The organism is Pantoea sp. C8B4 (genome assembly GCF_051336905.1).
In the GTDB taxonomy this organism is placed as follows: Bacteria; Pseudomonadota; Gammaproteobacteria; order Enterobacterales; family Enterobacteriaceae; genus Pantoea; species Pantoea rwandensis_B.
The window spans coordinates 136,531-160,351 of record NZ_JBGMNK010000010.1; the positions used below are offsets into that span (position 1 = coordinate 136,531).

General features: G+C 55.4%; 20 protein-coding genes. 10 read left to right on the forward strand and 10 right to left on the reverse strand.

The window, feature by feature from the left end:
* Positions 1–38: 38 nt before the first annotated feature.
* The 5 genes from glpE to malQ all read left to right on the forward strand — a co-directional run bounded on the left by glpE (position 39) and on the right by malQ (position 6,751).
* Complete coding sequence (gene glpE, locus ACCW76_RS14230; RefSeq protein WP_045833772.1) at positions 39–365, forward strand: thiosulfate sulfurtransferase GlpE; 327 nt, start codon at positions 39–41, stop codon at positions 363–365.
* Between the two features lie 32 nt (positions 366–397).
* Positions 398–1,222: a rhomboid family intramembrane serine protease GlpG gene (gene glpG / locus ACCW76_RS14235; protein WP_038644257.1), complete on the forward strand. Its 825-nt coding sequence runs from the start codon at positions 398–400 to the stop codon at positions 1,220–1,222.
* A gap of 41 nt (positions 1,223–1,263) precedes the next feature.
* A complete protein-coding gene (locus ACCW76_RS14240; protein WP_034819687.1) occupies positions 1,264–2,022 on the forward strand; it encodes a DeoR/GlpR family transcriptional regulator in 759 nt (252 codons plus the stop codon).
* Between the two features lie 187 nt (positions 2,023–2,209).
* The gene (gene malP, locus ACCW76_RS14245; protein WP_436338878.1) at positions 2,210–4,615 is read left to right on the forward strand and encodes a maltodextrin phosphorylase; all 2,406 of its coding nucleotides are present in this window, start codon (positions 2,210–2,212) and stop codon (positions 4,613–4,615) included.
* Between the two features lie 90 nt (positions 4,616–4,705).
* Complete coding sequence (gene malQ, locus ACCW76_RS14250; protein WP_436338880.1) at positions 4,706–6,751, forward strand: 4-alpha-glucanotransferase; 2,046 nt, start codon at positions 4,706–4,708, stop codon at positions 6,749–6,751.
* A 36-nt stretch (positions 6,752–6,787) separates the two neighbouring features.
* On the opposite strand, the gene nfuA is transcribed toward malQ, so the two are convergent.
* Both nfuA and ACCW76_RS14260 read right to left on the reverse strand, forming a co-directional pair.
* Positions 6,788–7,363 carry a Fe-S biogenesis protein NfuA gene (nfuA, locus tag ACCW76_RS14255; RefSeq protein ID WP_034819678.1) on the reverse strand — a complete coding sequence of 192 codons (576 nt, stop codon included), beginning with the start codon at positions 7,361–7,363 and terminating at the stop codon, positions 6,788–6,790.
* A 58-nt stretch (positions 7,364–7,421) separates the two neighbouring features.
* Positions 7,422–8,099, reverse strand: a complete 678-nt coding sequence (locus ACCW76_RS14260; protein WP_436338881.1) for a phosphoribosyltransferase family protein — start codon at positions 8,097–8,099, stop codon at positions 7,422–7,424.
* A 34-nt stretch (positions 8,100–8,133) separates the two neighbouring features.
* Here ACCW76_RS14260 and bioH point away from each other — a divergent pair, with 34 nt between their 5' ends.
* Entirely contained in the window at positions 8,134–8,907 is a 774-nt protein-coding gene (bioH, locus tag ACCW76_RS14265) for a pimeloyl-ACP methyl ester esterase BioH (RefSeq protein WP_436338882.1), read from the forward strand.
* Here bioH and ACCW76_RS14270 read toward each other — a convergent pair.
* Positions 8,888–10,576 carry an alpha-amylase family glycosyl hydrolase gene (locus tag ACCW76_RS14270; RefSeq protein WP_436338883.1) on the reverse strand — a complete coding sequence of 563 codons (1,689 nt, stop codon included), beginning with the start codon at positions 10,574–10,576 and terminating at the stop codon, positions 8,888–8,890. The two genes, bioH and ACCW76_RS14270, sit on opposite strands and share 20 nt — an antisense overlap.
* Positions 10,577–10,703: 127 nt before the next feature.
* On the reverse strand, positions 10,704–13,034 hold the full coding sequence (locus tag ACCW76_RS14275; protein WP_436338946.1) for a Tex family protein: 2,331 nt from the start codon (positions 13,032–13,034) through the stop codon (positions 10,704–10,706).
* A gap of 204 nt (positions 13,035–13,238) precedes the next feature.
* Here ACCW76_RS14275 and greB point away from each other — a divergent pair, with 204 nt between their 5' ends.
* A complete protein-coding gene (gene greB, locus ACCW76_RS14280; RefSeq protein WP_097119380.1) occupies positions 13,239–13,727 on the forward strand; it encodes a transcription elongation factor GreB in 489 nt (162 codons plus the stop codon).
* Positions 13,728–13,851: 124 nt separating this feature from the next.
* Here the strand turns inward: greB and yjbE are convergent, their stop codons facing one another.
* The gene (gene yjbE, locus ACCW76_RS14285) at positions 13,852–14,094 is read right to left on the reverse strand and encodes an exopolysaccharide production protein YjbE (RefSeq protein WP_436338885.1); all 243 of its coding nucleotides are present in this window, start codon (positions 14,092–14,094) and stop codon (positions 13,852–13,854) included.
* A 514-nt stretch (positions 14,095–14,608) separates the two neighbouring features.
* Between yjbE and ompR the strand changes: the two genes are divergently transcribed.
* Both ompR and envZ read left to right on the forward strand, forming a co-directional pair.
* Positions 14,609–15,328, forward strand: a complete 720-nt coding sequence (gene ompR, locus ACCW76_RS14290) for an osmolarity response regulator transcription factor OmpR (protein ID WP_001157751.1) — start codon at positions 14,609–14,611, stop codon at positions 15,326–15,328.
* Positions 15,325–16,683, forward strand: coding sequence for a two-component system sensor histidine kinase EnvZ (envZ, locus tag ACCW76_RS14295; RefSeq protein ID WP_436338886.1), 1,359 nt, complete (start codon positions 15,325–15,327; stop codon positions 16,681–16,683). The genes ompR and envZ overlap by 4 nt, the downstream gene beginning before the upstream one ends.
* A 70-nt stretch (positions 16,684–16,753) precedes the next feature.
* On the opposite strand, the gene pckA is transcribed toward envZ, so the two are convergent.
* The 5 genes from pckA to ACCW76_RS14320 all read right to left on the reverse strand — a co-directional run bounded on the left by pckA (position 16,754) and on the right by ACCW76_RS14320 (position 22,824).
* Positions 16,754–18,373 (reverse strand): phosphoenolpyruvate carboxykinase (ATP), encoded by a 1,620-nt coding sequence (gene pckA, locus ACCW76_RS14300; RefSeq protein ID WP_436338888.1) that lies wholly within the window; start codon positions 18,371–18,373, stop codon positions 16,754–16,756.
* Between the two features lie 270 nt (positions 18,374–18,643).
* On the reverse strand, positions 18,644–19,516 hold the full coding sequence (gene hslO, locus ACCW76_RS14305; RefSeq protein WP_436338890.1) for an Hsp33 family molecular chaperone HslO: 873 nt from the start codon (positions 19,514–19,516) through the stop codon (positions 18,644–18,646).
* A 25-nt stretch (positions 19,517–19,541) separates the two neighbouring features.
* Positions 19,542–19,943 carry a ribosome-associated heat shock protein Hsp15 gene (gene hslR, locus ACCW76_RS14310; protein ID WP_038644272.1) on the reverse strand — a complete coding sequence of 134 codons (402 nt, stop codon included), beginning with the start codon at positions 19,941–19,943 and terminating at the stop codon, positions 19,542–19,544.
* A 13-nt stretch (positions 19,944–19,956) separates the two neighbouring features.
* A complete protein-coding gene (gene yrfG / locus ACCW76_RS14315) occupies positions 19,957–20,625 on the reverse strand; it encodes a GMP/IMP nucleotidase (protein ID WP_038644273.1) in 669 nt (222 codons plus the stop codon).
* Between the two features lie 51 nt (positions 20,626–20,676).
* Entirely contained in the window at positions 20,677–22,824 is a 2,148-nt protein-coding gene (locus tag ACCW76_RS14320) for an intracellular growth attenuator family protein (RefSeq protein ID WP_436338892.1), read from the reverse strand.
* Positions 22,825–23,221: 397 nt separating this feature from the next.
* Here ACCW76_RS14320 and nudE point away from each other — a divergent pair, with 397 nt between their 5' ends.
* A complete protein-coding gene (gene nudE / locus ACCW76_RS14325) occupies positions 23,222–23,788 on the forward strand; it encodes an ADP compounds hydrolase NudE (protein ID WP_038644276.1) in 567 nt (188 codons plus the stop codon).
* Positions 23,789–23,821: the final 33 nt, after the last annotated feature.

Below are 23,821 nucleotides of genomic sequence, written 5' to 3' on the forward strand. Positions count from 1 at the left end.
AACTAGGCGCTAATTGTGACGACCTTATGAGAGACACCATGGAAAACTTCGAATGTATTTCGGTTCAGCAGGCTAACGAGCACCTGGCACAAGGCGCACAGCTGGTGGACATTCGCGACCCACAAAGCTTTGCCATGGGCCACGCGACAGGCTCGTTGCATCTGTCGAATGACAATCTGGCGGACTTTATCGCGCAGGCGAATCATGCGTTGCCGGTGCTGGTGATGTGCTATCACGGCAACAGCAGCAAAGGGGCGGCGCAGTTTTTGTTAGGGCAGGGATTCAGTGCAGCGTATAGCATCGATGGCGGTTTTGACGCCTGGCGTGCCGTCTTCCCCGCGCAGGTGGCCACTGGCGGCGTCTGAGACGATCACATAAAGGAAGGAGAACCCGCACGATGCGCATTACTCAGTTCAACAACCCGCGTATGGCGCAGGCGTTTGTGGATTACATGGCAACGCGCGGCGTCACGCTGCGTATTGAGCGCGAAAGCCACTATGTCATTATGCTGGATGATGAAGCCAGGCTGGAGATGGTTGAAAACGAACTTGCCCAGTTCGTACGCGACCCTAATCACCCGCGCTATCAGGCCGCCAGCTGGCATACAGGCAGTACCGAAAGTGGCTTGCGCTATGAACGCAGCAACATCTGGGCGAATATTCGTGAACGCGCAGGCCCGCTCACCATGACGATCATGATTGCCTGCGTGGCGGTGTTCATCATGATGCAGATTGTCGGTGATGATGTGGCGCTGGATTGGCTGGCGTGGCCTGCTGACTCCTCGCAGTATTTCCAGGTGTGGCGCTGGTTTAGCCATGCGCTGTTGCACTTCTCACTGCTGCACATCCTGTTCAATCTGATGTGGTGGTGGTATCTCGGTGGCGCAGTGGAGAAGCGCATTGGCAGCGGCAAGCTGTTTGTGATTATGCTCATTTCCGCGCTGTTGAGCGGCTGGATGCAGGCCAAATTCAGCGGTGTGCTGTTCGGCGGACTATCGGGCGTGGTGTATGCGCTGATGGGTTATTGCTGGCTGCGTGGCGAGCGCGATCCCGAAAGTGGCATTTATCTGGAGCGCGGTCTGATGGGCTTCGCTATTGTATGGCTGATTATTGGCTGGTACGGCGCTTTTGGGCTGTCGATTGCTAACGCTGCACATGTCACCGGCTTGCTGGTCGGCCTGGCAATGGCGTTTGTCGATACGCGCAATGTGGCACGTCGGTAGCAGGTATAAAAAGAAAACGGCTCTGAGCCGAGGAGAGAGATGTGAAGCAGACGCAACGTCATGACGCCATTATCGATTTGGTGCGACGCCAGGGATATGTCAGTACGGAAGAGCTGGTGGATCACTTTGAGGTGAGCCCGCAAACCATTCGGCGTGACCTGAACGATCTGGCCGATCAGAATAAAATCCAGCGTCATCACGGCGGCGCGGCGCTGCCTTCCAGCTCTGAAAACACCGCATGGCAGGATCGTAAAATGATGTGGTCGGCGGAGAAAGCGCGCATTGCCGAGCGTGTGGCGAGCCAAATCCCCGATGGTGCCACGCTGTTTATCGATATCGGCACCACGCCTGAAGCGGTGGCGCATGCGTTGCTGAACCATAACAATCTGCGCGTGGTGACCAACAACCTCAACGTGGCAATTTTGCTGATGGCGAAACCGGACTTCCGCGTGATCATCGCCGGCGGTGAAGTGCGTACGCGTGATGGTGGCATTATGGGCGAAGCGACGCTGGATTTCATCTCCCAGTTCCGCCTCGACTACGGCATTCTCGGCATCAGCGGTATTGATATGGATGGCTCACTGCTGGAGTTCGATTACCACGAAGTACGCACCAAACGCGCGATAATCGAAAACTCACGCTGCGTGATGTTGGTGGTGGACCATTCTAAGTTCGGCCGTAATGCGATGGTGAACCTGGGGAATATGAGCCTGATTGACTACATGTATACCGATCAGACGCCGCCCGCCAGCGTGCTGAAGGTGATTGAGCAACACGAAGTCCATCTCGAACTCTGCTAATCCATCCTGCCGGGGCGGCCTCTGTGCCGCCCGCAGGGTCGCATCAGGTTGAGCGCCACGCTTAAATCCACTTTTTTTCCCTTCATCCGCATTTCTCTGTCGCTTTTTTCTTCGCCCCCGGCTTTACTTATCCTTTCTGGTTATGCGCTCGCCCATCTTTACCGTTAACGGACTCGAAGGGATTGATATGTCGCAGCAAAAATTTAATAAGACACGTTTCGACGCCGCACTTACCCGCCAATGGCAGCACCTTGGACTTACCTCCGCCCAGCAAATGACACCGCATCAGTGGTGGCAGGCATTAAGCCGTGTGCTGACGGAGATGCTCGCCACGCAGGCGCCCGCCACACCGCGCGCAGGCCAACGCCATGTGAACTATCTGTCGATGGAGTTTCTTATCGGCCGCCTGACCGGCAACAACTTGCTGAATCTCGGTTGGTACGACGAGGTGAAGGAAGCGCTGGCGGCGCATCAGGTAGAACTCAGTGAATTGCTGGAGGAGGAGGTGGATCCGGCGCTTGGCAACGGTGGATTGGGGCGCCTGGCCGCGTGCTACATGGACTCCATGGCCACTGTCGGGCAGGCCGCGATGGGACATGGCCTTAATTATCAGTACGGTTTGTTCCGCCAGACCTTTGACGATGGCCAGCAAAAAGAGGCGCCGGACGACTGGCAGCGCAACAGTTATCCGTGGTTTCGCCATAACGCCGCGCAGGATGTGCAGGTAGGCATCGGCGGCAAAGTGAAGAAAAACAGCGATGGCTCGCTGCAGTGGCGACCTAAATTTCATCTTAAAGGTGAAGCCTGGGATTTGCCGGTGGTCGGCTACCGCAATGGCGTGACGCTGCCGTTACGTTTGTGGCAAGCCACCAGCGTGCATCCGTTCGATCTCACCCTGTTCAATGATGGCAAGTTCCTGCAGGCCGAACAGCCCGGCATTGATGCTGACAAACTCACCAAGGTGCTGTATCCCAACGATAATCACGCTGAAGGCAAGCGCCTGCGCCTGATGCAGCAATATTTCCAGTGCGCCTGCGCGGTGGGCGATATTTTGCGTCGTCATCATCTCGCTGGGCGCTCGATTCACACCTTGCCCGATTTTGAAGTCATCCAGCTCAACGATACCCATCCCACCATCGCCATCCCGGAAATGCTGCGTATTCTGCTGGATGAGCATCAATTGAGCTGGGATGAAGCCTGGCACATCACCAGTCGTGTATTCGCCTATACCAATCACACGCTGATGCCGGAAGCACTAGAGCGTTGGGATGAACAGCTGGTGCGCGATCTGCTGCCGCGCCATATGCTGATCATCCGCGAAATTAACCAGCGGCTGAAAAAAATCGTCAAGAAGCAGTGGCCTGGCGACAGCGCGACCTGGCAAAAGCTGGCGGTGGTGGCCGACGGGCAGGTGCGTATGGCGAACCTGTGTGTGGTGAGCTGTTTCGCCGTGAATGGCGTGGCGGCGCTGCACTCTGAGCTGGTGGTGAAGGATCTGTTCCCGGAGTATCACCAACTGTGGCCGACCAAATTCCACAATGTGACCAACGGCATCACGCCGCGCCGCTGGTTGAAGCAGTGCAATCCGCTGCTGTCGAACCTGATTGATGAGACGTTGCAGGTGGAGTGGGCCAACGATCTGGATGCGCTGGAGTGGCTGGCGCCCTATGCGCGCAAGAAAGCTTTCCGTCAGCAGTTCCGTACCATCAAGCAGCAGAACAAGCTGCGGCTGACCGTGTATATCAAACGCGTGACCGGCATTGATGTGAACCCTGATGCGCTGTTCGATGTGCAGATTAAGCGGCTACACGAGTACAAACGTCAGCACCTCAGCCTGCTGCATATGCTGCACTGCTATCGTCAGCTGCGGGACAATCCTGATAACCCCGACTTTGTGCCACGCGTGTTTCTGTTTGGTGCGAAAGCCGCGCCAGGCTACTACCTGGCCAAGAACATCATCTACGCCATCAACAAAGTGGCTGAAGTGATTAACAACGATCCCAAAGTTGGCGATCGGTTGAAAGTGGTATTTATTCCGGACTATCGCATTACCGCCGCAGAGCTGATGATTCCGGCAGCCGATCTCTCGGAGCAAATCTCGACCGCCGGTTATGAAGCATCCGGCACCGGGAATATGAAGCTGGCGCTGAACGGCGCGCTGACCATTGGCACGCTGGATGGCGCAAACGTTGAGATCGCCGAAGCGGTGGGCGAGAAGAACATCTTTATCTTCGGCAATACGGTGGATGAGGTAAAGGCGCTCAAAGCCAACGGCTACAGCCCGAAAAAGCTGCGCAAGCAGAATAAGTATCTGGATGGTTTGCTGAAAGACCTGGAGAAGGGCAAGTTCAGTGCAGGTGACAAGCAGGCATTTGACATGCTGCTCACCAGCCTGACCAAAGGCGGCGATCCCTGGCTGGTACTGGCCGATTTCGAGGCTTATCTCGAGGCGCAGCAGCAGGTTGAAGCCTTGTGGAAAAATCCGGAGGCGTGGACCAAAGCGGCGATTCTTAACACCGCGCGCACCGGACGTTTCAGCTCCGATCGTTCGATTCGCGATTACCAGCAGCGTATCTGGCAGGCCGCGCGCTGATTTCCAGCTCGCCATCAATGGCAACCCGATGTTGTTCGGTACGGTTTTCGTCGGGTGCGCATGGATGCGCACCGCACCCAAGGAGACGCGATGACACTCAGCAAACTGGATAAGGCCGCGCAGGACGCAGGTATTGCGGTAGATTTTACCAACGCGAACGGTGAGCGGGTGCGCATCAGCGACGACACCAAACGTGCACTGCTGGCGGTGATGAATACGCCGGAAGGTAAAGCGCCACCACTGCCGCCGGTGCTGGTTTTCACCCCGCGCCGTCCGCGTCAGTGTTGCCCGCAGGGCAAAGGCGAGTTTAGCTGGCAGTTTGAAACCGAACGCTGCAAAACTTACAGCGGCACACTACAGGCGGGGGAAGCCTTCGCGTTGCCACCGCGTCTGGCGCAGGGTTATCACCGTTTGACCTTGCGGCAGGGACGTCAGCAGTGGCACTCGCGCATTATTATCGCGCCACGTCGCTGCTATTTATCCGAACCGCTAGCGCAAGGCGACAAACGCTGGGGAGCGCTGGTACAGCTTTACACGCTGCGATCCGATCGCAATTGGGGGATCGGTGATTTTGGCGATCTTGCGCAAATGCTGGAGCAGGTTGCCGCTCACGGTGGCGATTTTGTTGGCCTCAACCCGTTACACGCGCTTTATCCTGCGCAGCCTGAACACGCCAGCCCTTATAGCCCCACCTCGCGTCGCTGGCTGAATATGTTGTATATCGACATCAATCAGGTCGCGGCATTCGCACAAAGTGATGAAGCACAGCGTTGGTGGAAACGCACTGAAACGCGCAAGGCTGTGCAAGCCGCGCGCGCAACTGACTATGTCGACTATCGTGCGGTGGCGGAGTTGAAAATCACGGCGCTACGTCTGGCCTGGCAGCATTATCAGCCTGAGCAGGCGTTCCTGCAATTTGTCGCTGAGGGCGGCGATCATCTGCGCTATCAGGCGGCGTTTGACGGCATTCTGGCAGAACGCAGCGCTCAGCAGGAGAAGGAGTGGGGTTGGGCGTCATGGCCGGAAACCTGGCGCAATGCACATCAGCCCGAGGTGCAACAGTGGTGCTCGCAGCATGAGGACGAGATTCAGTTCTGGTGCTGGTTGCAGTGGCTGGCGCAACAGCAATTTGCCGCCTGCTGGCAGCGCAGCCAGCAACTCGGCATGACGGTGGGGCTTTACCGTGATCTCGCCGTGGGTGTGGCGCAGCACAGTGCAGAAACCTGGCAGGATGCGCAGCTGTACAAGCTGGGCGCTTCTGTGGGTGCGCCGCCGGATCGCCTGGGGCCATTGGGGCAAAACTGGGCGTTGCCACCGCTTGATCCGCACGAGATGCGCGCGCGCGGCTATCAGCCTTTTATCGATTTGTTGCGCGCCAATATGCGTGATTGCGGCGCGTTGCGTATCGATCACGTGATGGCGTTATTGCGGCTGTGGTGGATTCCGTATGGTGAGACAGCGGATAAAGGCGCCTATGTGTCGTATCCGGTGGACGATTTGATGGCGATTCTGGCGCTGGAAAGTCAGCGACATCGCTGCATGGTGATCGGCGAGGATCTGGGCATTGTGCCGCCGATCATCGTGCGCATGATGCGTAGCCACGGCATTTTCTCGTGGAAAGTACTGTTCTTCGAACAGGAGCGCGATGGCCGCTATCGCCAGCCTTCAGCTTATCCTCGCCAGTCGATTGCCAGTGCCAGCACCCATGATTTGCCCACGTTGAGCGGATTCTGGCAGGCGGAAGATTTGGCATTGGGTGAAAAGCTTGGCATGTATCGCGATAGCGTGCTGCACTCCCTGCAACAACAACGCACGGCACAAAAGCAGGCTTTACTGGATGCCTTACAGCAGGCGGGGGCCATGCCTGCGCGCAGTCGTCAACCTGCGTTGAAACAACCGCTTACGCCGGCGCTGAATGTGGCGATGCACCGTTACCTGGCCCGCACGGAAAGCGCATTACTGGGATTGCAGCCGGAAGATTGGCTCGGCATGACAATGCCGGTAAACGTGCCTGGCACCGTGGATGAGTATCCGAACTGGCGGCGCAAGTTATGTGTCACGCTGGAAGAGATGTTTGCCGACAAAGCCGTGAAGCAGGTTCTGAAAGCGGTGAATGACGGGCGCAAAGCGAGGTAGAAATTTGCGGCAGCTCGGGTGTGCTGCCGCAAAAAATCAGTAGTAAGAGTGCTCGCCGCGCTGGTGTTCAGTGAGGTCACGCACACCTTTCAGCTCAGGGAACGCTGCCAGCAGCTCTTTCTCGATGCCATCTTTCAGCGTGACGTCGATCATTGAACAGCCGTTACAGCCGCCGCCAAACTGCAGAATCGCGTAACCGTCATCGGTGATTTCCATCAGGGATACACGACCACCGTGACCAGCCAGCTGTGGGTTGATCTGCGCTTGCAGTAGATACTCCACGCGCTCAACCATTGGCGCATCATCAGACACTTTACGCATCTTGGCGTTTGGCGCTTTCAGCGTCAGCTGGGAACCGAGGTTATCGGTGACAAAATCGATCTCAGCATCTTCCAGATAAGGCGCGCTCAGCTCATCAACATAGGCTGACAGCTTTTCGAACTTCATTTCAGTATCAGTGGCTTCTACTGCATCGGGTGGGCAGTAAGAAACACCGCATTCAGCGGTTGGCGTACCCGGATTAATGACGAATACGCGAATTTGTGTGCCATCTTCTTGTTTTGACAGCAATTTTGAGAAGTGCTCTTGCGCAGCATCAGTAATAACGATCATGGCGATTGCTCAATAGTTGACTAAATTACTTGGTTATAATACGCCCAACGCCGACGCTCTACAAGGTATGGCACAGGCAGCCAATATGCACGCTGGCCGCACCTTGCGCCAGCAAAATGCGGCTGATTTCTGCCACCGTGCTTCCGGTGGTCACCACATCGTCGATGAGCAGGATATGGCGTCCGCGCACCGGCATTTCAAGGGAAAAGGCCCCGCGCAGATTCTTTTTCCGCGCCGAAGCGCGCAACGCATGCTGGACCAACCCCCGCCGTCTGCGGCGCACCCCCGCACGATATTCACAACCTAGCCAGCGTGCCAGCGGTTTTGCCAGCAGCTCAGCCTGATTATAGCCACGCTGCCAGGCACGACGCCGATGTAACGGCACACTCAACACCAAATCGATGCGCGGCGTCAGGTTAACGCGGCGACTATTTAACAATTTTAACAAAAGTAGCCGCGCCAGCATCACTCTGAGTGCGGTTGCCCGAGAAAATTTCAGCTGGATGACCCAATCACTCAGCGGCGGCAGGTAATCGCTAACGCAGGTCAGGCTGTGCCACGGCGGTGGACGACGCAGACAGCGGCCGCACAATCGGGTGCCGCTGGCCGGCAGTGCACAGCAAGGGCAGATCGCGGGCAGCGCCGGGATTAGTTGCACACAGCGGCTGCATAGCCCATGTCTGGCAATCTGTAATGGCAGGCGGCATAGCCAACACAGGGCAGGGATTGATAGCATAGCGGCCTCTTTTCACTTTTCGGGAGTGTAACCGATGAGTTCGCTTTACTGGCACACCACAGGCACGGGCGATCGCGATCTTGTGCTGCTGCACGGCTGGGGATTGAATGCCGAAGTGTGGCAGAACATTGTTCCACGACTCAGCCCGCATTTTCGTCTGCACCTGGTGGATCTGCCCGGCTTTGGCCGCAGCCAGGGATTTGGTGCACTGACCTTAGCCGACATGGCTCAACAGCTGGTTCCACAACTGCCTGAGCGTGCCGTGTTGCTCGGCTGGTCGCTGGGGGGACTGGTTGCCAGCCAGCTTGCACTGACGCAGCCTGAACGTGTCACCGCGCTGATTAGCGTGGCATCGTCACCCTGTTTTACCGCGCACGAGAATTGGCCGGGCATCAAGCCTGAGACGCTGGAGAGCTTCCAGCAGCAGTTGAGCAATGATTTCCAGCGCACCGTAGAACGTTTCCTGGCCTTGCAAACCATGGGTACGGAAAACGCTCGCCAGGATGCACGTCAGCTCAAAGACGTGGTGCTATCGCAGCCAATGCCTTCGGTCGCGGTGCTGGAAGGTGGGTTAGAGATTTTGCGACAGGATGATCTGCGTACGGCGCTGGATCATCTTGCGCTGCCGTTTATGCGTATCTATGGATCACTCGACGGACTGGTGCCGCGTCGTATTGCGGCGGAGCTGGATGCGCGCTGGCCCGCGTCGCCATCGGTTGTGATGGAGAAGGCCGCCCACGCTCCCTTTATCTCTCATCCTGATGCGTTTTGTCAGCAGGTGCAGCAGTTTATCCACGCAGCCACATAAATTGCCACGCAGCCAGTGTCATCGGCTGGCTGCCGTCGATCTTCTCGCCGCTGATCACATCCTGAAAATGTCGTGTCTGTGGCAGATGCGTGGTGACTTCCCGGCTGCTGAGATTAAATACGCACAAGAGCCCGTCATCACTGCCTGGCGCATGCCGTCGCAACATCAGCACGGTATTTTCACTCTCCAGTAGCGTCATCGCATTATCCGGGTGGAACGCACGCTGGCGGGTGCGCAGCTGGATCAATGCGCTGAGTCGTTCATACACCTGCTGACGCAACGGGTCATCGCCGCTGATCCACTGTTCCATTTCACGCAAACTGTATTTCTGGCGATTGATGGCGCGGTTGTGTCCTGCCGCGCGCACGCCTTCATTGTCGTTGCGCGATCCCAGAATACTTTGGATATAGATCGCCGGCACGCCCGGAAAGGCGAGCAGAATGGCGTGTGCCAGCAGGAAGCGACGCAGACGCGTGTCATCGTCATCATTCTGTTGGTTGAGAGCATCGAAATAGGTGACGTTAATTTCGTAAGGGCTGGTGGTGCCATCGGGATTGTTTTTATAAGACACCAGCGCCCCTTCCAGTGCCAAATCTCGCACCAGTGCTACGATCTCCACTTCAGACAAAATACCGCGCGCAGGATTGAGGCCAATGCCATCGTGCGAGGCAAGGAAGTTGAAGAAAGTGGTGGTGCCGTTACTGGTGCCCAGCGTGCTGGCCCATTGGCGCAGCGCGCGTGCGGATCCTGAATGAATGGCATGCAGCACCAGCGGCGGCAGTGAAAACTGATACACCATCTGCGCTTCGTCGCGCCCGTTACCAAAATAGCTGATGTTGTCCTTGTGCGGCACATTGGTTTCCGTGACGATCACCGTGCCCGGTGCGACTTCGTTAGCGATGGCGCGAAACAGCTTCACCAACTGGTGGGTCTTGGGCAGGTGAATACAATTTGTCCCCGGCGTTTTCCACATATATCCCACCGCATCGAGACGAACGTAATCGGCGCCTTTGTTCAGGTAATCCAGCAATACGTCGACCATGCGAATCAGCACTTCATGATTGGCAAAGTTAAGGTCGATTTGATCGGCGCTAAATGTGGTCCAGATAAAGCGTGTCTCACCATCGGCCATCTCGAAGGGTGTGAGCAGCGGCGAGGTGCGGGGACGCGTCACGGCGCTGAGATCGGTGGCCGGCGGCATGCTGATAAAAAAGTCATCCCAGCCGGGATCCTGCGCCAAAAAGTGGCGAAACCATTGGCTGTGCGCCGACATATGGTTGCAGACAAAATCGAACATCAGCCGGGTTTCACTGTGCAGCGCCGCAATATGCTGCCACTCGCCACAAAGAGGATTCACCTGGTGATAATCAATCACGGAGAAGCCATCGTCGGAAGAGTAGGGAAAAAACGGCAGCAGATGGACCAGGCTGAAAGTGGATTGCAGATGCTGCTGATAGAAGTGCGAGAAGCTGGCAAGTGTGGGCTTATCGGGTTCACGGAACTGATCGGCGTAGCTGATCAATACCACATCCTTCTCATCCCAGTGGGCTTTGCGCGGCAGTTTAGCGGTATCTCGCGCTGCACGAATGTGGGAAAGCAGACGCTCACGTGCGGCGACGGGGAAGCGGCCTGCGTAAATCTCATCAAGTAGGGCGTTGATTATGTCCATCAGATCGTCGGGCCACGCGGAAGGTCATTTTTTCACACGGATTTTTTCAGCGTAGACGGATGAGGGGATTTATCAAATGTGTACGCGCGGAGCGAAGCCGCCTCCGCGCGTTATTCAGGGCTGGGCGTTAGCGTTTTTTGCCAAATGCTGCTGCCAGCGCATCACCCATCGCGCTGTTGCCTGCAGGTGCATTGGCAGGTTTACCGCGTCCTTTGCTGTTAGCGGCGGGACGTGCATTCTCTTTGCCGCTGCTGCGGTTATTGCCGCCGCGCGCATTGCTCTCGCCGGGCTGCTCGTCAAGACGCATGGTGAGGGCGATGCGTTTACGCTGCATATCCACTTCCATCACCTTCACTTTAACGATATCGCCCGCTTTCACCACCTGATGGGGATCTTCGACGAACTTGTCTGACAGTGAAGAGATGTGCACCAGACCATCCTGATGCACGCCGATATCCACGAAAGCACCAAAGTTGGTGACGTTGGTGACCGCGCCTTCCAGAATCATGCCCGGCAGCAGATCGTTCAGCGTTTCCACGCCTTCGGCAAACTGCGCAGTTTTGAATTCCGGACGGGGATCGCGTCCCGGTTTCTCCAGCTCTTTCATGATGTCGGTGACGGTTGGCAGACCAAAACGCTCGTCGGTGAAGTCGCGTGCGTTGAGATCACGCAACCCACCCGGGTTGCCCATCAGTTCGCTCAGCGCCTGTTCAGTCGCGGCCAGAATACGTTCGACCAGCGGGTAAGCTTCCGGGTGCACGGTGGAGGCATCCAGCGGGTTATCGCCGTGATTGATGCGCAGGAAGCCGGCACACTGCTCGTAAGCTTTTGGCCCAAGACGGCTGACTTTCAGCAGCTGCTGGCGATTCTGGAAGCGGCCGTTCTCATCGCGCCAGGTGACAATGTTCTGCGCCATCATGCGGGTTAAGCCTGCCACGCGCGTCAGCAAGGCGACTGAAGCGGTATTCAGATCCACGCCGACGGCGTTTACGCAGTCTTCCACCACCGCGTCCAGCTTCTTCGCTAGCTGGCTTTGGCTCACATCATGCTGATACTGGCCAACGCCGATGGATTTCGGATCGATTTTCACCAGCTCGGCCAGCGGATCCTGCAAGCGACGCGCAATGGAGACGGCGCCGCGAATGGAAACATCCAGGTCCGGAAACTCCAGCGCGGCCAGTTCCGATGCGGAATAGACCGATGCGCCAGCCTCACTGACAATCACTTTCTGCGCGTTGATCTGCGGGAACTGCTTCTGCACGTCGAGGAAGAAACGCTCGGTTTCACGTGAAGCGGTACCGTTACCAATCGCCACCAACTCCACCTGGTGTTTGATGCACAGTGCTGCCACAGCCGATGCGGCTTTCGCCACCTGTCCGGTGTGCGGATAGATGGTGTCATGTGCCACCAGTTTGCCGGTGGCATCCACCACGGCGACTTTCACGCCGGTACGCAGGCCCGGATCGAGGCCCATGGTGGCGCGCATGCCTGCCGGAGCCGCCATCAGCAAATCGTGCAGGTTGCGGGCGAATACGTTAATCGCTTCATCTTCTGCGCGTTCGCGAATGGTGCCCATCAGTTCGGTTTCGAGATGCAGCAGCACTTTGATGCGCCAGGTCCAGCTCACCACCGCTTTACGCCAGCTGTCTGCCGGAGCATTGTTCAGACGCAGTTGCAGATGGTCGGCGATCAGCGTTTCACCGTGGCTTTCGCGCGGCGCTTCTTCGAATTGTGGATCGGCGTTCAGAGAGAGTTGCAGCACGCCTTCATTGCGACCACGGAACATCGCTAGCGCACGGTGAGAAGGAACGGTGCTGAGAGGTTCGTGGTGATCGAAGTAGTCGCGGAATTTCGCGCCCTCTTCCTCTTTACCTTCCACCACCCGAGCCACCAGATGCGCGTTTTTCCACAGATAATCACGCACTTTTGCCAGCAGCGTGGCGTCTTCGGCAAAACGTTCCATCAGGATATAACGTGCGCCATCCAGCGCTGCGCGCACATCGGCGACGCCTTTATCTGCATCCACATAGTTTGCAGCCAATGACTCGGGTTCCTGAGAAGGATCGCTCCATAGCGTTTCAGCCAGTGGCTCCAGGCCTGCTTCGATGGCGATCTGCCCACGCGTGCGACGTTTCTGCTTATACGGCAGATACAGATCTTCCAGTTCAGTTTTGTTCAGCGTGCCATTGATGGCCGTGGCGAGTTCTGGGGTGAGTTTGCCCTGCTCATCGATGGATTTCAGAATTGACTGGCGGCGATCTTCCAGCTCACGCAGATAGCCAAGGCGGCTCTCCAGTTGACGCAACTGGGTATCATCCAGCCCACCGGTCACTTCCTTACGATAACGTGCGATAAACGGCACGGTGTTCCCTTCATCCAGCAAGCGTACAGCGGCGTCAACCTGGTCGGCGCGTGCTTTCAGCTCACTTGCGATAATCTGGCTCAGTGAATCTTTCATCATCATTAACAATGCTTACACAGGGTTGGAAAATAGGGGACAGTTATACGGATTGGGGCGGCAAATTGCCAGCCGGGGACAGGCGAATCCGTCTTTTTCTGAATGCAGCACGCACATCGCTGCGCACACCTTGCTGATAGCAATGCAGTCGCTTATTGTTGGCCTCTTTGCCGTAAAGACCCATTATTGCCACGAGTAGATGTTATGAAAACCCAACTGATTACCCGCGAAGGCTATAACAAATTACGTGCCGAGCACGACCATTTGTGGAACGAAAAGCGTCCGGAAATCACCAAAATTGTCTCCTGGGCGGCCAGCCTTGGCGATCGTTCGGAAAACGCCGATTACACCTATAACAAACGCCTGTTGCGTCAGATTGACCGCCGTGTGCGCTATCTGCGCAAGTGCCTCGCCGATCTGAAAATTGTCGATTATGCGCCGCAACAGGAAGGAAAGGTGTTCTTTGGTGCCTGGGTTGAGGTGGAAAATGAACAGGGTGATGCAAAGCGGTTTCGCATTGTGGGGCCGGATGAAATCTATGGCGATGCGGTTAAGGATTACATCTCCATTGATTCACCGATGGCCCGTGCGCTGATCAAGAAAGAGGTGGATGACGAAGTCGTGGTGAATACGCCGGAAGGACAGAAAGTGTGGTTTGTTAACTGCATCGAGTATGTGAAGAACCCAGAGTAAAAAAGAGGCGGAGAATAATGGCTTGGGTAAAAAAGCCTTGGGTGCAACTTATTCTCCGGTGGCGAAATGGGCTGGCAGTAAAAGGGGGAAGCGCCGCAGCCTTGCCGCGCCTTAAACGTTCGGATTATTTGCCTGGTGTGGTCGCGGTGGTGGTCGATGTGCTGCTGGTGCCTTTGTCACCGCCGCCCATGGTTGCCAGCGCCACCCCTAACAGTGCACCCACGGCACCCACACCCATCGCGTCTGAATTGCCTTTGGCGGTCGTGGAGGCCTGGGCTCCCGCCGCTTCACCCGCGCTGGTGGCCGCATGAGCCTGAGAAAGGCTGACCAGCACCAGTGTACTCAGCAAGACCGCAGATTTTTTCATTTTTCTCTCTCCAAAGATGCGCAATATCAGCAGGAACCCTTGCAGTTTCTGAGATCGTTGTGCGGGAAGAAAGTGCTGATGAGTGACTGATTAATCAGACTTTATTTAACGCTGGCCTTATCAGGCGCGAGATGCGTATTGTTCCGAGAGCAGATGAGCACTGAAAACGAAAAGAGCCAGATATTATGCTGCGAATGATCGCCCATCGAACGATTCTGGCCTGCCGACTTAAGTCAAATGGTCCCAAATGCTGTGATAACGAGCGGTCTGCGGCCCGGTGATCCATTTTCGAAAAGAAAACCACGGAAATTTTCGGATTAGCGCTAAGCGGCTGGAAAGCCCCGATAAAAAGCGGGAGACAACACGCATTTCAGGGCTTAAATTAAATATAAGCTGCTGTTTAATATGCTTTGTAACAATTTCGGCTAGAATATAAACCATTAATAACTGTCACATGCAGGCATCTTTTTTACACAATATTGACTCAGGCAATGGCGCCTTTGGGAGTTGAACAATGCAAGAGAACTACAAAATTCTGGTCGTCGATGATGATATGCGTTTGCGCGCACTGCTCGAACGTTATCTCACCGAGCAGGGCTTTCAGGTGCGCAGTGTCGCCAACGCCGAGCAGATGGATCGTCTGCTGACCCGTGAATCATTCCATTTAATGGTGCTGGATCTGATGTTGCCAGGCGAAGATGGCTTGTCCATTTGCCGCCGTTTGCGCAGCCAGAGCAACCCGATGCCGATCATTATGGTGACGGCAAAAGGCGAAGAAGTGGATCGTATTGTCGGACTGGAAATCGGTGCTGATGACTACATTCCTAAGCCGTTCAACCCACGTGAATTGCTGGCCCGTATTCGTGCCGTGCTGCGCCGTCAGGCCAATGAATTGCCAGGTGCGCCTTCACAGGAAGAAGCGGTTATCGCCTTTGGTAAGTTCAAACTGAACCTCGGCACGCGTGAAATGTTCCGTGAAGATGAGCCAATGCCGTTGACCAGTGGTGAGTTTGCGGTGTTGAAAGCGCTGGTGAGCCATCCGCGTGAACCGTTATCACGCGATAAGCTGATGAACCTGGCGCGTGGCCGTGAATACAGTGCGATGGAACGTTCTATCGACGTGCAGATTTCCCGTCTGCGTCGCATGGTAGAAGAAGATCCAGCGCATCCGCGCTACATCCAGACCGTTTGGGGTCTTGGCTACGTCTTCGTTCCGGACGGCAGTAAAGCATGAGGCGATTGCGCTTCTCTCCTCGCAGTTCGTTTGCCCGCACCCTGTTATTGATCGTTACCTTGCTGTTCGTCAGCCTGGTAACGACCTATCTGGTGGTGTTGAATTTCGCCATTCTTCCAAGTTTGCAGCAGTTCAATAAAGTCCTCGCCTACGAAGTGCGTATGTTGATGACCGATCGACTGCAGCTGGAAGATGGCACGCAACTGGAAGTGCCGCCCGCCTTCCGGCGTGAAATTTATCGTGAACTGGGTATTTCGTTGTACACCAACGCAGCGGCAGAAGAGAGTGGCCTGCGCTGGGCACAGCATTACGAATTCCTTAGCGAGCAGATGGCGCAACAGCTGGGTGGCCCGACCGATGTCCGTGTCGAGGTTAACAAGAATTCCCCCGTGGTCTGGCTGAAAACCTGGTTGTCGCCAGACATCTGGGTGCGTGTACCGCTGACTGAAATCCATCAGGGCGATTTCTCGCCACTGTTCCGCTACACCCTGGCGATTATGTTGCTGGCGATCGGCGGGGCCTGGCTGTTTATCCGCATTCAGAACCGACCCCTGGTCGACCTGGAGCACGCAGCGCTTCAGGTCGGTAAAGGCATCATTCCTCCTCCTCTGCGTGAGTATGGCGCATCGGAAGTGCGTTCCGTCACCCGAGCCTTTAACCAGATGGCGGCGGGTGTAAAACAGCTCGCCGATGACCGTACGTTGCTGATGGCGGGGGTGAGCCATGATTTGCGCACCCCCTTAACACGCATTCGTCTCGCCACCGAGATGATGAGTGAACAGGATGGCTATCTGGCCGAGTCGATCAATAAAGATATCGAAGAGTGCAACGCCATCATCGAGCAGTTCATCGACTATCTGCGTACTGGGCAGGAGATGCAGACCGAACGCGCCGATCTCAACAGCGTGCTAGGTGAAGTGGTTGCGGCGGAAAGCGGCTATGAGCGTGAGATTGAGAATGCGGTGATGCCGGAAGAGTTGATGCTGGATATCAACCCGCTGTCGATTAAGCGTGCCGTGGCGAATCTGGTGGTGAATGCCGCGCGTTATGGTAACGGCTGGATCAAAGTCAGCAGCGGTCAGGAACTGAATCGCGCCTGGTTCCAGGTGGAAGATGATGGCCCGGGTATTAAGCCCGATCAGCTTCAGCATCTGTTCCAGCCCTTTGTACGTGGCGATAGCGCACGCAGCACCAGCGGCACCGGCTTAGGGCTGGCGATTGTGCAGCGTATTATCGATGCGCATGAAGGCTCGCTGGAGATAGGTGAGAGCGAGCATGGCGGATTGCGCATTCGCGCGTGGTTGCCGATTCCGGAAAATAACAGTACAGCGTTAATCAGTACGCATCACAGTTAACGCCTCGCTCAGATCGATGTGACGCGTTGGACTTCGTATCAATGAGCCGCCATTTGGCGGCTCATTCACATCACAACTGCGGCCCAGCCTGAACCAGCGCCTTGCCTGCATCGTTATCGGTATACTTCTCAAAGTTGGTGACAAAACGCTGCGCCAGCCCCTGCGCTGCCTCCTGCCACGCGGCTTCATCCGGCCAGCTGCGACGTGGATCCAGAATCGCGTCATCGACTTGCGCCAGGGTCGCTGGCATCTGCAGGTTAAATACCGGTAGCGTTTCCGTCGCTACGTCGTCCAGCTCACCCGCCAGAATCGCATTAATGATGGCGCGGGTATCTTTCAGTGAAATACGTTTACCGCTGCCATTCCAACCGGTATTCACCAGATACGCTTTTGCACCCGCTGCTTCCATGCGCTTCACCAGCACATCGGAATATTGCGTTGGATGCAACGTCAGGAAGGCTGCGCCAAAACAGGCTGAGAAAGTCGGCGTTGGCTGGGTGACACCGCGCTCGGTGCCGGCCAGTTTGGCGGTAAAACCCGACAGGAAGTGATACTGGGTTTGTTCCGGTGTCAGGCGTGAAACCGGCGGCAGCACACCAAAGGCATCAGCGGTAAGGAAAATAACGCGTTGCGCATGGCCCGCTTTGGAGACCGGCTGCACGATGTTTTCAATATGCTCAATGGGGTAGGAAACGCGCGTGTTTTCAGTTTTGCTGGCATCAGCATAATCAACACTGCCATCTGCCCGCACCACGACATTCTCCAGCAAGGCATCACGACGGATAGCGCGATAGATCTCCGGCTCCGCTTTCTCCGACAGATTGATGGTTTTGGCGTAGCAGCCACCTTCGAAGTTGAAGACACCGTCATCGTCCCAACCGTGTTCGTCATCGCCAATCAGCTGGCGGTCGGGATCGGTGGACAGCGTGGTTTTACCGGTGCCAGACAGGCCGAAGAATACCGCAACGTCACCCGCTTTACCCACGTTCGCCGAGCAGTGCATTGACGCGATGCCTTTCAGCGGCAACAGGTAGTTCATGATGGCGAACAAACCTTTTTTCATCTCGCCGCCGTACCAGGTGCCGCCAATCAGCTGCATGCGTTCGGTGAGGTTAAAGGCGACAAAGTTCTCAGAGTGCAGCCCCTGAACCTGCCAGTCCTGGTTGGTACACTGCGCGGCGTTCATCACCACAAAATCCGGTTTAAAGGAGGCCAGCTCGGCTTCATCAGGGCGGATAAACATGTTTTTGACGAAATGCGCCTGCCAGGCCACTTCCATCACAAAGCGCACGTTCAGGCGGGTATCCGGATTCGCGCCGCAGAAGGCGTCGATAACAAACAGACGTTTGCCAGAGAGTTGCGCCGTGCAGCGATCTTTCAGCGCCTGCCAGGTTTCCTGCGACAGCGGCTGGTTGTCATTTTTGCCGTTTCCGACGTCATTCCACCATAAGGTGTCACGCGTGGTGTCATCGCGCACGATGTACTTATCTTTTGGCGAACGCCCGGTAAAGATGCCGGTATCCACGGCAATGGCGCCGCTTTGCGTCAGGGTGCCTCGCGCATAACCTTCCAGTTCCGGGCGGGTTTCTTCCTGAAACAGCGTATCAAAGTCAGGGTTGTACACCACTTCTGTGGTGTTGCTGATGCCCAAAGCGGCAAGGGCTTGCGATGTCAGGCCGTGAACGCGCATGTGGCTGCTCCTTAAATCGGTGCTTCATAGCATTTTTATGAGGGGTTCTGCGTCCTGTCGTGCATAGCCGGACAGGGCAGATCGCGCGCAGTGTACACGTCTGAGCAGGGCGTAAAAGTGAGGAGAGTTAAAAATGCGAGCTGGAACGTGACAAGCAGAGAAATCCGCCACTTAAGAAACTAAAGTCAGTATAAGGTAGTTAATTTTCGCGAAAAAGTGATGAGTTCATTCCTGACAGGAATGCGGGCGGCGATGCCGCCCGTAGGGGGATTAGTGCAATTGATCGCTGTTAGGCGTTGGTGCTTTACGAATGGCAGCAATGTCTACAGCATCATAAACATAGTGCGAGCCACAATAATCGCAGTGCATATCGATCTTGCCATCCTCTTCGAGAATTTCGTCCACTTCTTCAACCGGCAGCGTGTTTAATACTTCGCCACAGCGTTCACGTGAACAGGTGCATTTGAAGCTGACCGGCGTCGGATCAAACACCGTGGCTTCTTCCTGGTGATACAAGCGCCACAGCACATCCGTCGCGGGCAGCTCAATCAGCTCTTCGCTCTTCACGGTTTCGGTCAGGGTGGCCAGATGGTTAAAATCATCCTGGCTCGGCTCTTGTGCAGGCAGAACCTGCAACAGAATACCGGCGGCGCCTTTATCGCTGGTACGAATAAACAGGCGAGTTGGCAACTGCTCAGAACGCATGAAGTAATCTTCCAGGCAACCAGCCAGCGTATCGGCTTCCAGACCGACGACGCCCTGATAACGCTCGCCTTTTTCCGGAGAAATGGTGATGACCAGATAGCCGTTGCCCACCATCGCTTTCAGGCTGCTGCCCGGCGCAATGTCGGCATCTTCCTTCACGCGTGCAACGCCACGTAATTCCTGTTTGTTGTTGCCGTTGATCACCGCCAATGTCAGTGGACCATCGCCCTGTAACTGAACGGTGATGTCGCCATCGAATTTCAGCGTTGCGGTCAACAAGCTGGTCGCGACCAGCAATTCACCCAGCAGGTTTTTCACCGGTTCGGCGTAGTCGTGGTTTTTGACAATCTCACGCCAGGTTTCGGATACGTTGACCAGCTCGCCGCGAACGGCGACATTTTCGAACAGGTAACGGTGCAGTTGATCTTGAACAGACATAGTGTTTCTCTCGTTGGGGCGACGGTTATTCATCGCCCGACAATTTAAATTTCATCAGATCGCGGCGCTCTTTTTTATCCGGGCGGCGATCGGGGTGCGGCATGGTCAGGGCATTCATTTTGCGCGCCAGTGCCGTTTTTTCACGCTTCTCAATGCTGGCGGCTGTCTCCGCATACATCGCTTGCGCTTCAGTGGCTGGGCGGCGTTGATCGCCTATGGCGGTGATTACCACCGTTCGCTCATCGTTGCCCTGGCGCAGTGTTAGCTCGGCCTGCAATTCCACAATTTTACTCGGTTTGCTGCGCTGGCCGTTGTAATGCACTTTACCGCCATCGATCATTTCGCGAGCCAGCGCGCGCGTTTTATAAAAACGCGCAGCCCACAGCCATTTATCGAGACGGACACCTTCGCTGGTTTTTTCTTTCATTGCGGCTCCTGCTTTAACGCAGCGTTTCACACAACTGGCGATAGTCTCGCACTGCAGCATGACGCTGGAAAGATTGATCGGGCCGACCGGAATCCGGATTGCTGACGCCTAAACACCAGCGAATGCCCCAGCGTGCCGCTGCATCAAGGATCGCTTCGCTATCATCAATGAACAGCGTGCGTTCGCTATCGAATGCAGTTTGCTGCTGAACGGCCTGCCAGAGACGTGGATCCTCTTTCGGATACCCAAAGGTATGGGTAGAAAGTAATAAATCAAGGTGGGGAGCCAAACCGGTTTGCTCCAGCTTTACCTCGAGGTTGTACGGATGCGCATTGGTCAGCAAGATGGTGCGTTTACCCGCAGCACGCAGTGCCTGGAGTAGCGGCAGCGTATCCTCGCGCATGGCCGCACGGTGACGCTTTTCCCATGTCATGGCGCGGATATCCAAGGCCAGTTCTTGCGACCAGTAATCAAGACAATACCAGTTTAGCGTATGCACCACGGCTTGATACTTTTGCTGAATCAGCTGGTGTGCTTCGGCCAGCGTGATATCACGCTCGCGGCTCAGAGTTTCCGGAACGTGCTCCAGCCAGAAATGGCGGTCAAAGGCGAGATCGAGTAGCGTGCCATCCATATCCAGCAGCACGGTATCAATCCCGGACCAGTTTAGCGTCATCGTCATACTCTCTCGCCCTAAAAAATAGGGCGACAGGGTAGCACAGAAGGGAAGGGCTCAGAACAGTGAGCGCACGCTCTGCATAGTGCTCAGATTGTGATTGAAGCACTTGTCGTAATACTGCTGAATTTCCACCATGCGCAGACGATTACGATGCACACGTCGCAGGGCCAGCAGCCCATTGGTGACGCCGCAGAGGATCAGCACCAGCATCAATAATGCGGTACCGAGGTATCGCCATTGCGCCATCGCATCCGGTTCATTGTGCAACGCAATGTGGCGTGTGCCGTTAGCGTCAGTGGTGATGCTGGTAATAATGCCGTTGGCAGCAAACGGCGTGTGCAACAGCATACCGGACATGCGTTGCAATTCGCGCCATTGCGACGGCGCATCAAGATCAAACAGCGACACGGAAGGCTGTGGCTGGTTCACCATCTGACGGCCCTCATCACTCATTATCAGGAAGCCGCCCGGTGGTGGGCTATTCAGATTTTCTGCTGCACGACGGGTTTCACGCGAGAAGAAGGTCGAGGTCGCGGTATTCACCAGGTTCTCCAGCGCTTCCGCACTGACCGGGCGTAACAACACGTTCATGCCGTTAAGCTTGCCGGAATCAGCGCGGTGGATCAGTGAATCCCAATCCTTAGCATTGCCCAGATTCACCAGGGCATTTTTCAGCCGGACGCAATCTTGCTGCTGGCTGCACAGATCCTGTGTTTTCAGCACTAAATCAGAGAAATCATCCAGCAGAATCATGCCCGATTTCTGAATCGCGGAGGCAAGCTGTGGATTGAGTTTCGGATCGGTGTTGGTTTCCGGATGCAGCTGACGTGTGGTGGTATCAAGCAGAGCGGCAGCTTTATCGATGATATCTGACTGCGGCTGCGGCAGAGGTGCTGCGTTATTCCAGTAAATGGCTGAGCAGTCGAACGGCATATACGCATAGCTGCGATTACTTTGATAGTTGCCCGGTACGGAACACATGCCGGTTCCACTCACCTTCAGGTTGTCACCGATGTGCAGCGGCAGGGCGTTAAGTTTATCCACGCTATTCACTTCAATGCTTTCGGTGCCTTTTACCCAGGCGAGGCTGAGCTTGATCGGCATACTGAGCGGAATCCAGGTAAACAGCATCACCAGGACCACCAGAGAACCACATGCCAGCACCAGATTTTTGCGCCAGCGCTGAACCGGGAAATTGCGAACCTCATCGTGCAGGGAGAGGAAACGCCCCTGGCGCACCACTTGCCGATTCAGATAGATGTCGACATCCGTCACCTGGCCCAAATCGTGCGCCACATAGGGTTGCCAGTGGGCGGGATAAATTAAATCGATAATGCCCAGCGAGATATTGCTCTGCTCCTGATTGGATTCACCAAACAGGCCCCAGCGTTTCGGTGCTCCGCGCAAGCAGTGCACATCGCGCAGCCCTTTTTCACCCGGGAAGCGGTAAAGGAACCACAAGCTAACCGCGATCATTGCGCAGGCTGGCAGGGCAATCCACACCATCAGGCTTCCGGGCAGCACCAGGCTGAGGAAGAACAGCAGGAAGGCAAAGCAGATAACAATGGCCTCGCGCGTGCCATCTGGCCGCGATAGGCGGTACTCTTCCGGCGATTCTTTACGCACCTGCAGCAGCTCGACATTTTCGCTCTCCTCTTTACGAATAGAGGCGTTGCTCGACATTGAACGCACCAGCGGCGGCAAGGCGGGTTGTTCTAGGGCATAATTCACTAACGAGTGACCGTTGAGTGAGATCACCAGTGGCAGCGTTTGAGTGCGGATCAGCTCAACATAATTCTCTTCCGCAATGTACTGCTCCCACAGCGGTGGCAGATGCACTTCCACTTCATCGAGGTAGTAGCGCCATTGATGCGCATCATCCGTTGAGAGGCCATAGCGAGTGATGGAACGCGTGACGGGATAAACATTGTTGCTCTGCGCCGTGAGCGTCAGGGATTCGGTCTCACGCGACTTCTTTGAGGAGCGGGCAGTACTCTGTTTTTGTTTTTGCTGTTTCGCCAGGGACGCAATGTACGCTTCAACGGCGAGACGTTCTTCATCAGTGAGTTTGCGGCAGGGGGGACTAATAAACGGCAGCGGTTTCGCCAACGGCGGACGATGCCGCATAGCGTACCAATAACCTATTCCTGCTATCAGAGAGCAGGCCAGCATGACAGCCAGAATGATGATAAAAGTGCTCATGCTTTGCTCAATCCAGCCAAAAAACTGCCTTCACGTTTACGATGTGCTCCCGGTGGAACCATTATTACCAGTCAATTTTGGCGAGCAGAAGTCATTCTTACAAGAAAAAACTCAGATAAAATAACGCACAAAATCATTGAATTATAATTTATTAGATTATTCCTTAATGGGATGTTAACCACAGGACTCTCAATTAAATATCGGTATTTTCTGAATTTAACAAAACCCCATTGACTTATTGTGAAAATTTAAGTGTATAGATAACAATAAGTTGTTAGCAGGCGTAAGCAAATGTGTGTCACGATGCTTTCCCTGCGCTGCGTGTCGCACATTGCTGCGGGCTTCGGTATGCTGGCGTCATCGCGATTCACAAGGCTGTGCTAAGTTTGAGGCTGATATGAAAACTCCAATGAAAAAACCTGACATCCTCAACGTGGAAGCGGTGGCCCGCTCCCGCTTGTTTACTATTGAAGCGGTTGATCTCGCTTTCAGTAACGGTGCACGCCGTGTCTATGAGCGTATGAAACCTTCCAACCGGGAAGCGGTGATGATTGTGCCGATTCTGGGTGATGATGTGATCCTGATTCAGGAATATGCCGTAGGGCTGGAAAGCTATGAGTTGGGTTTTCCTAAGGGGTTAATCGACCCAGGCGAAAGCGTGTTTGAAGCCGCAGACCGTGAGTTAAAAGAAGAAGCCGGCTTTGGTGCCCGAAAACTCGAAGCGCTGGGTAAACTCACGATGGCACCCTCTTACTTCTCCAGCAAAATGAACATTGTGGTGGCAGAAGGGCTGTATGAAGAGAAGCTGGAAGGGGATGAACCTGAACCGCTGATTGTTCACCGCTGGCCGCTCAATAACCTGCTGGCGTTGCTGGAAGAGCCAGATTTCCGTGAAGCCCGGAATGTCAGTGCGCTGTTCCTGGTGCGTGAGTGGCTGGTGAAGCAGGGTCGATTGACCTACTGAATACGACAAATACGCAATAAAAAAGCCGGCGAA

What these genes read in the sequence shown, in the direction of transcription:
- ACCW76_RS14275 (WP_436338946.1), bottom strand. Translation starts at nt 13,034, where the DNA reads ATGAAAGATTCACTGAGCCAGATTATCGCAAGTGAGCTGAAAGCACGC.
- glpG (WP_038644257.1), top strand. Translation starts at nt 398, where the DNA reads ATGCGCATTACTCAGTTCAACAACCCGCGTATGGCGCAGGCGTTTGTG.
- pckA (WP_436338888.1), bottom strand. Translation starts at nt 18,373, where the DNA reads ATGCGCGTTCACGGCCTGACATCGCAAGCCCTTGCCGCTTTGGGCATC.
- malQ (WP_436338880.1), top strand. Translation starts at nt 4,706, where the DNA reads ATGACACTCAGCAAACTGGATAAGGCCGCGCAGGACGCAGGTATTGCG.
- malP (WP_436338878.1), top strand. Translation starts at nt 2,210, where the DNA reads ATGTCGCAGCAAAAATTTAATAAGACACGTTTCGACGCCGCACTTACC.
- glpE (WP_045833772.1), top strand. Translation starts at nt 39, where the DNA reads ATGGAAAACTTCGAATGTATTTCGGTTCAGCAGGCTAACGAGCACCTG.
- greB (WP_097119380.1), top strand. Translation starts at nt 13,239, where the DNA reads ATGAAAACCCAACTGATTACCCGCGAAGGCTATAACAAATTACGTGCC.
- nudE (WP_038644276.1), top strand. Translation starts at nt 23,222, where the DNA reads ATGAAAACTCCAATGAAAAAACCTGACATCCTCAACGTGGAAGCGGTG.
- ACCW76_RS14260 (WP_436338881.1), bottom strand. Translation starts at nt 8,099, where the DNA reads ATGCTATCAATCCCTGCCCTGTGTTGGCTATGCCGCCTGCCATTACAG.
- yrfG (WP_038644273.1), bottom strand. Translation starts at nt 20,625, where the DNA reads ATGACGATGACGCTAAACTGGTCCGGGATTGATACCGTGCTGCTGGAT.
- ompR (WP_001157751.1), top strand. Translation starts at nt 14,609, where the DNA reads ATGCAAGAGAACTACAAAATTCTGGTCGTCGATGATGATATGCGTTTG.
- envZ (WP_436338886.1), top strand. Translation starts at nt 15,325, where the DNA reads ATGAGGCGATTGCGCTTCTCTCCTCGCAGTTCGTTTGCCCGCACCCTG.
- ACCW76_RS14270 (WP_436338883.1), bottom strand. Translation starts at nt 10,576, where the DNA reads ATGGACATAATCAACGCCCTACTTGATGAGATTTACGCAGGCCGCTTC.
- ACCW76_RS14320 (WP_436338892.1), bottom strand. Translation starts at nt 22,824, where the DNA reads ATGAGCACTTTTATCATCATTCTGGCTGTCATGCTGGCCTGCTCTCTG.
- bioH (WP_436338882.1), top strand. Translation starts at nt 8,134, where the DNA reads ATGAGTTCGCTTTACTGGCACACCACAGGCACGGGCGATCGCGATCTT.
- hslO (WP_436338890.1), bottom strand. Translation starts at nt 19,516, where the DNA reads ATGTCTGTTCAAGATCAACTGCACCGTTACCTGTTCGAAAATGTCGCC.
- nfuA (WP_034819678.1), bottom strand. Translation starts at nt 7,363, where the DNA reads ATGATCGTTATTACTGATGCTGCGCAAGAGCACTTCTCAAAATTGCTG.
- yjbE (WP_436338885.1), bottom strand. Translation starts at nt 14,094, where the DNA reads ATGAAAAAATCTGCGGTCTTGCTGAGTACACTGGTGCTGGTCAGCCTT.
- hslR (WP_038644272.1), bottom strand. Translation starts at nt 19,943, where the DNA reads ATGAAAGAAAAAACCAGCGAAGGTGTCCGTCTCGATAAATGGCTGTGG.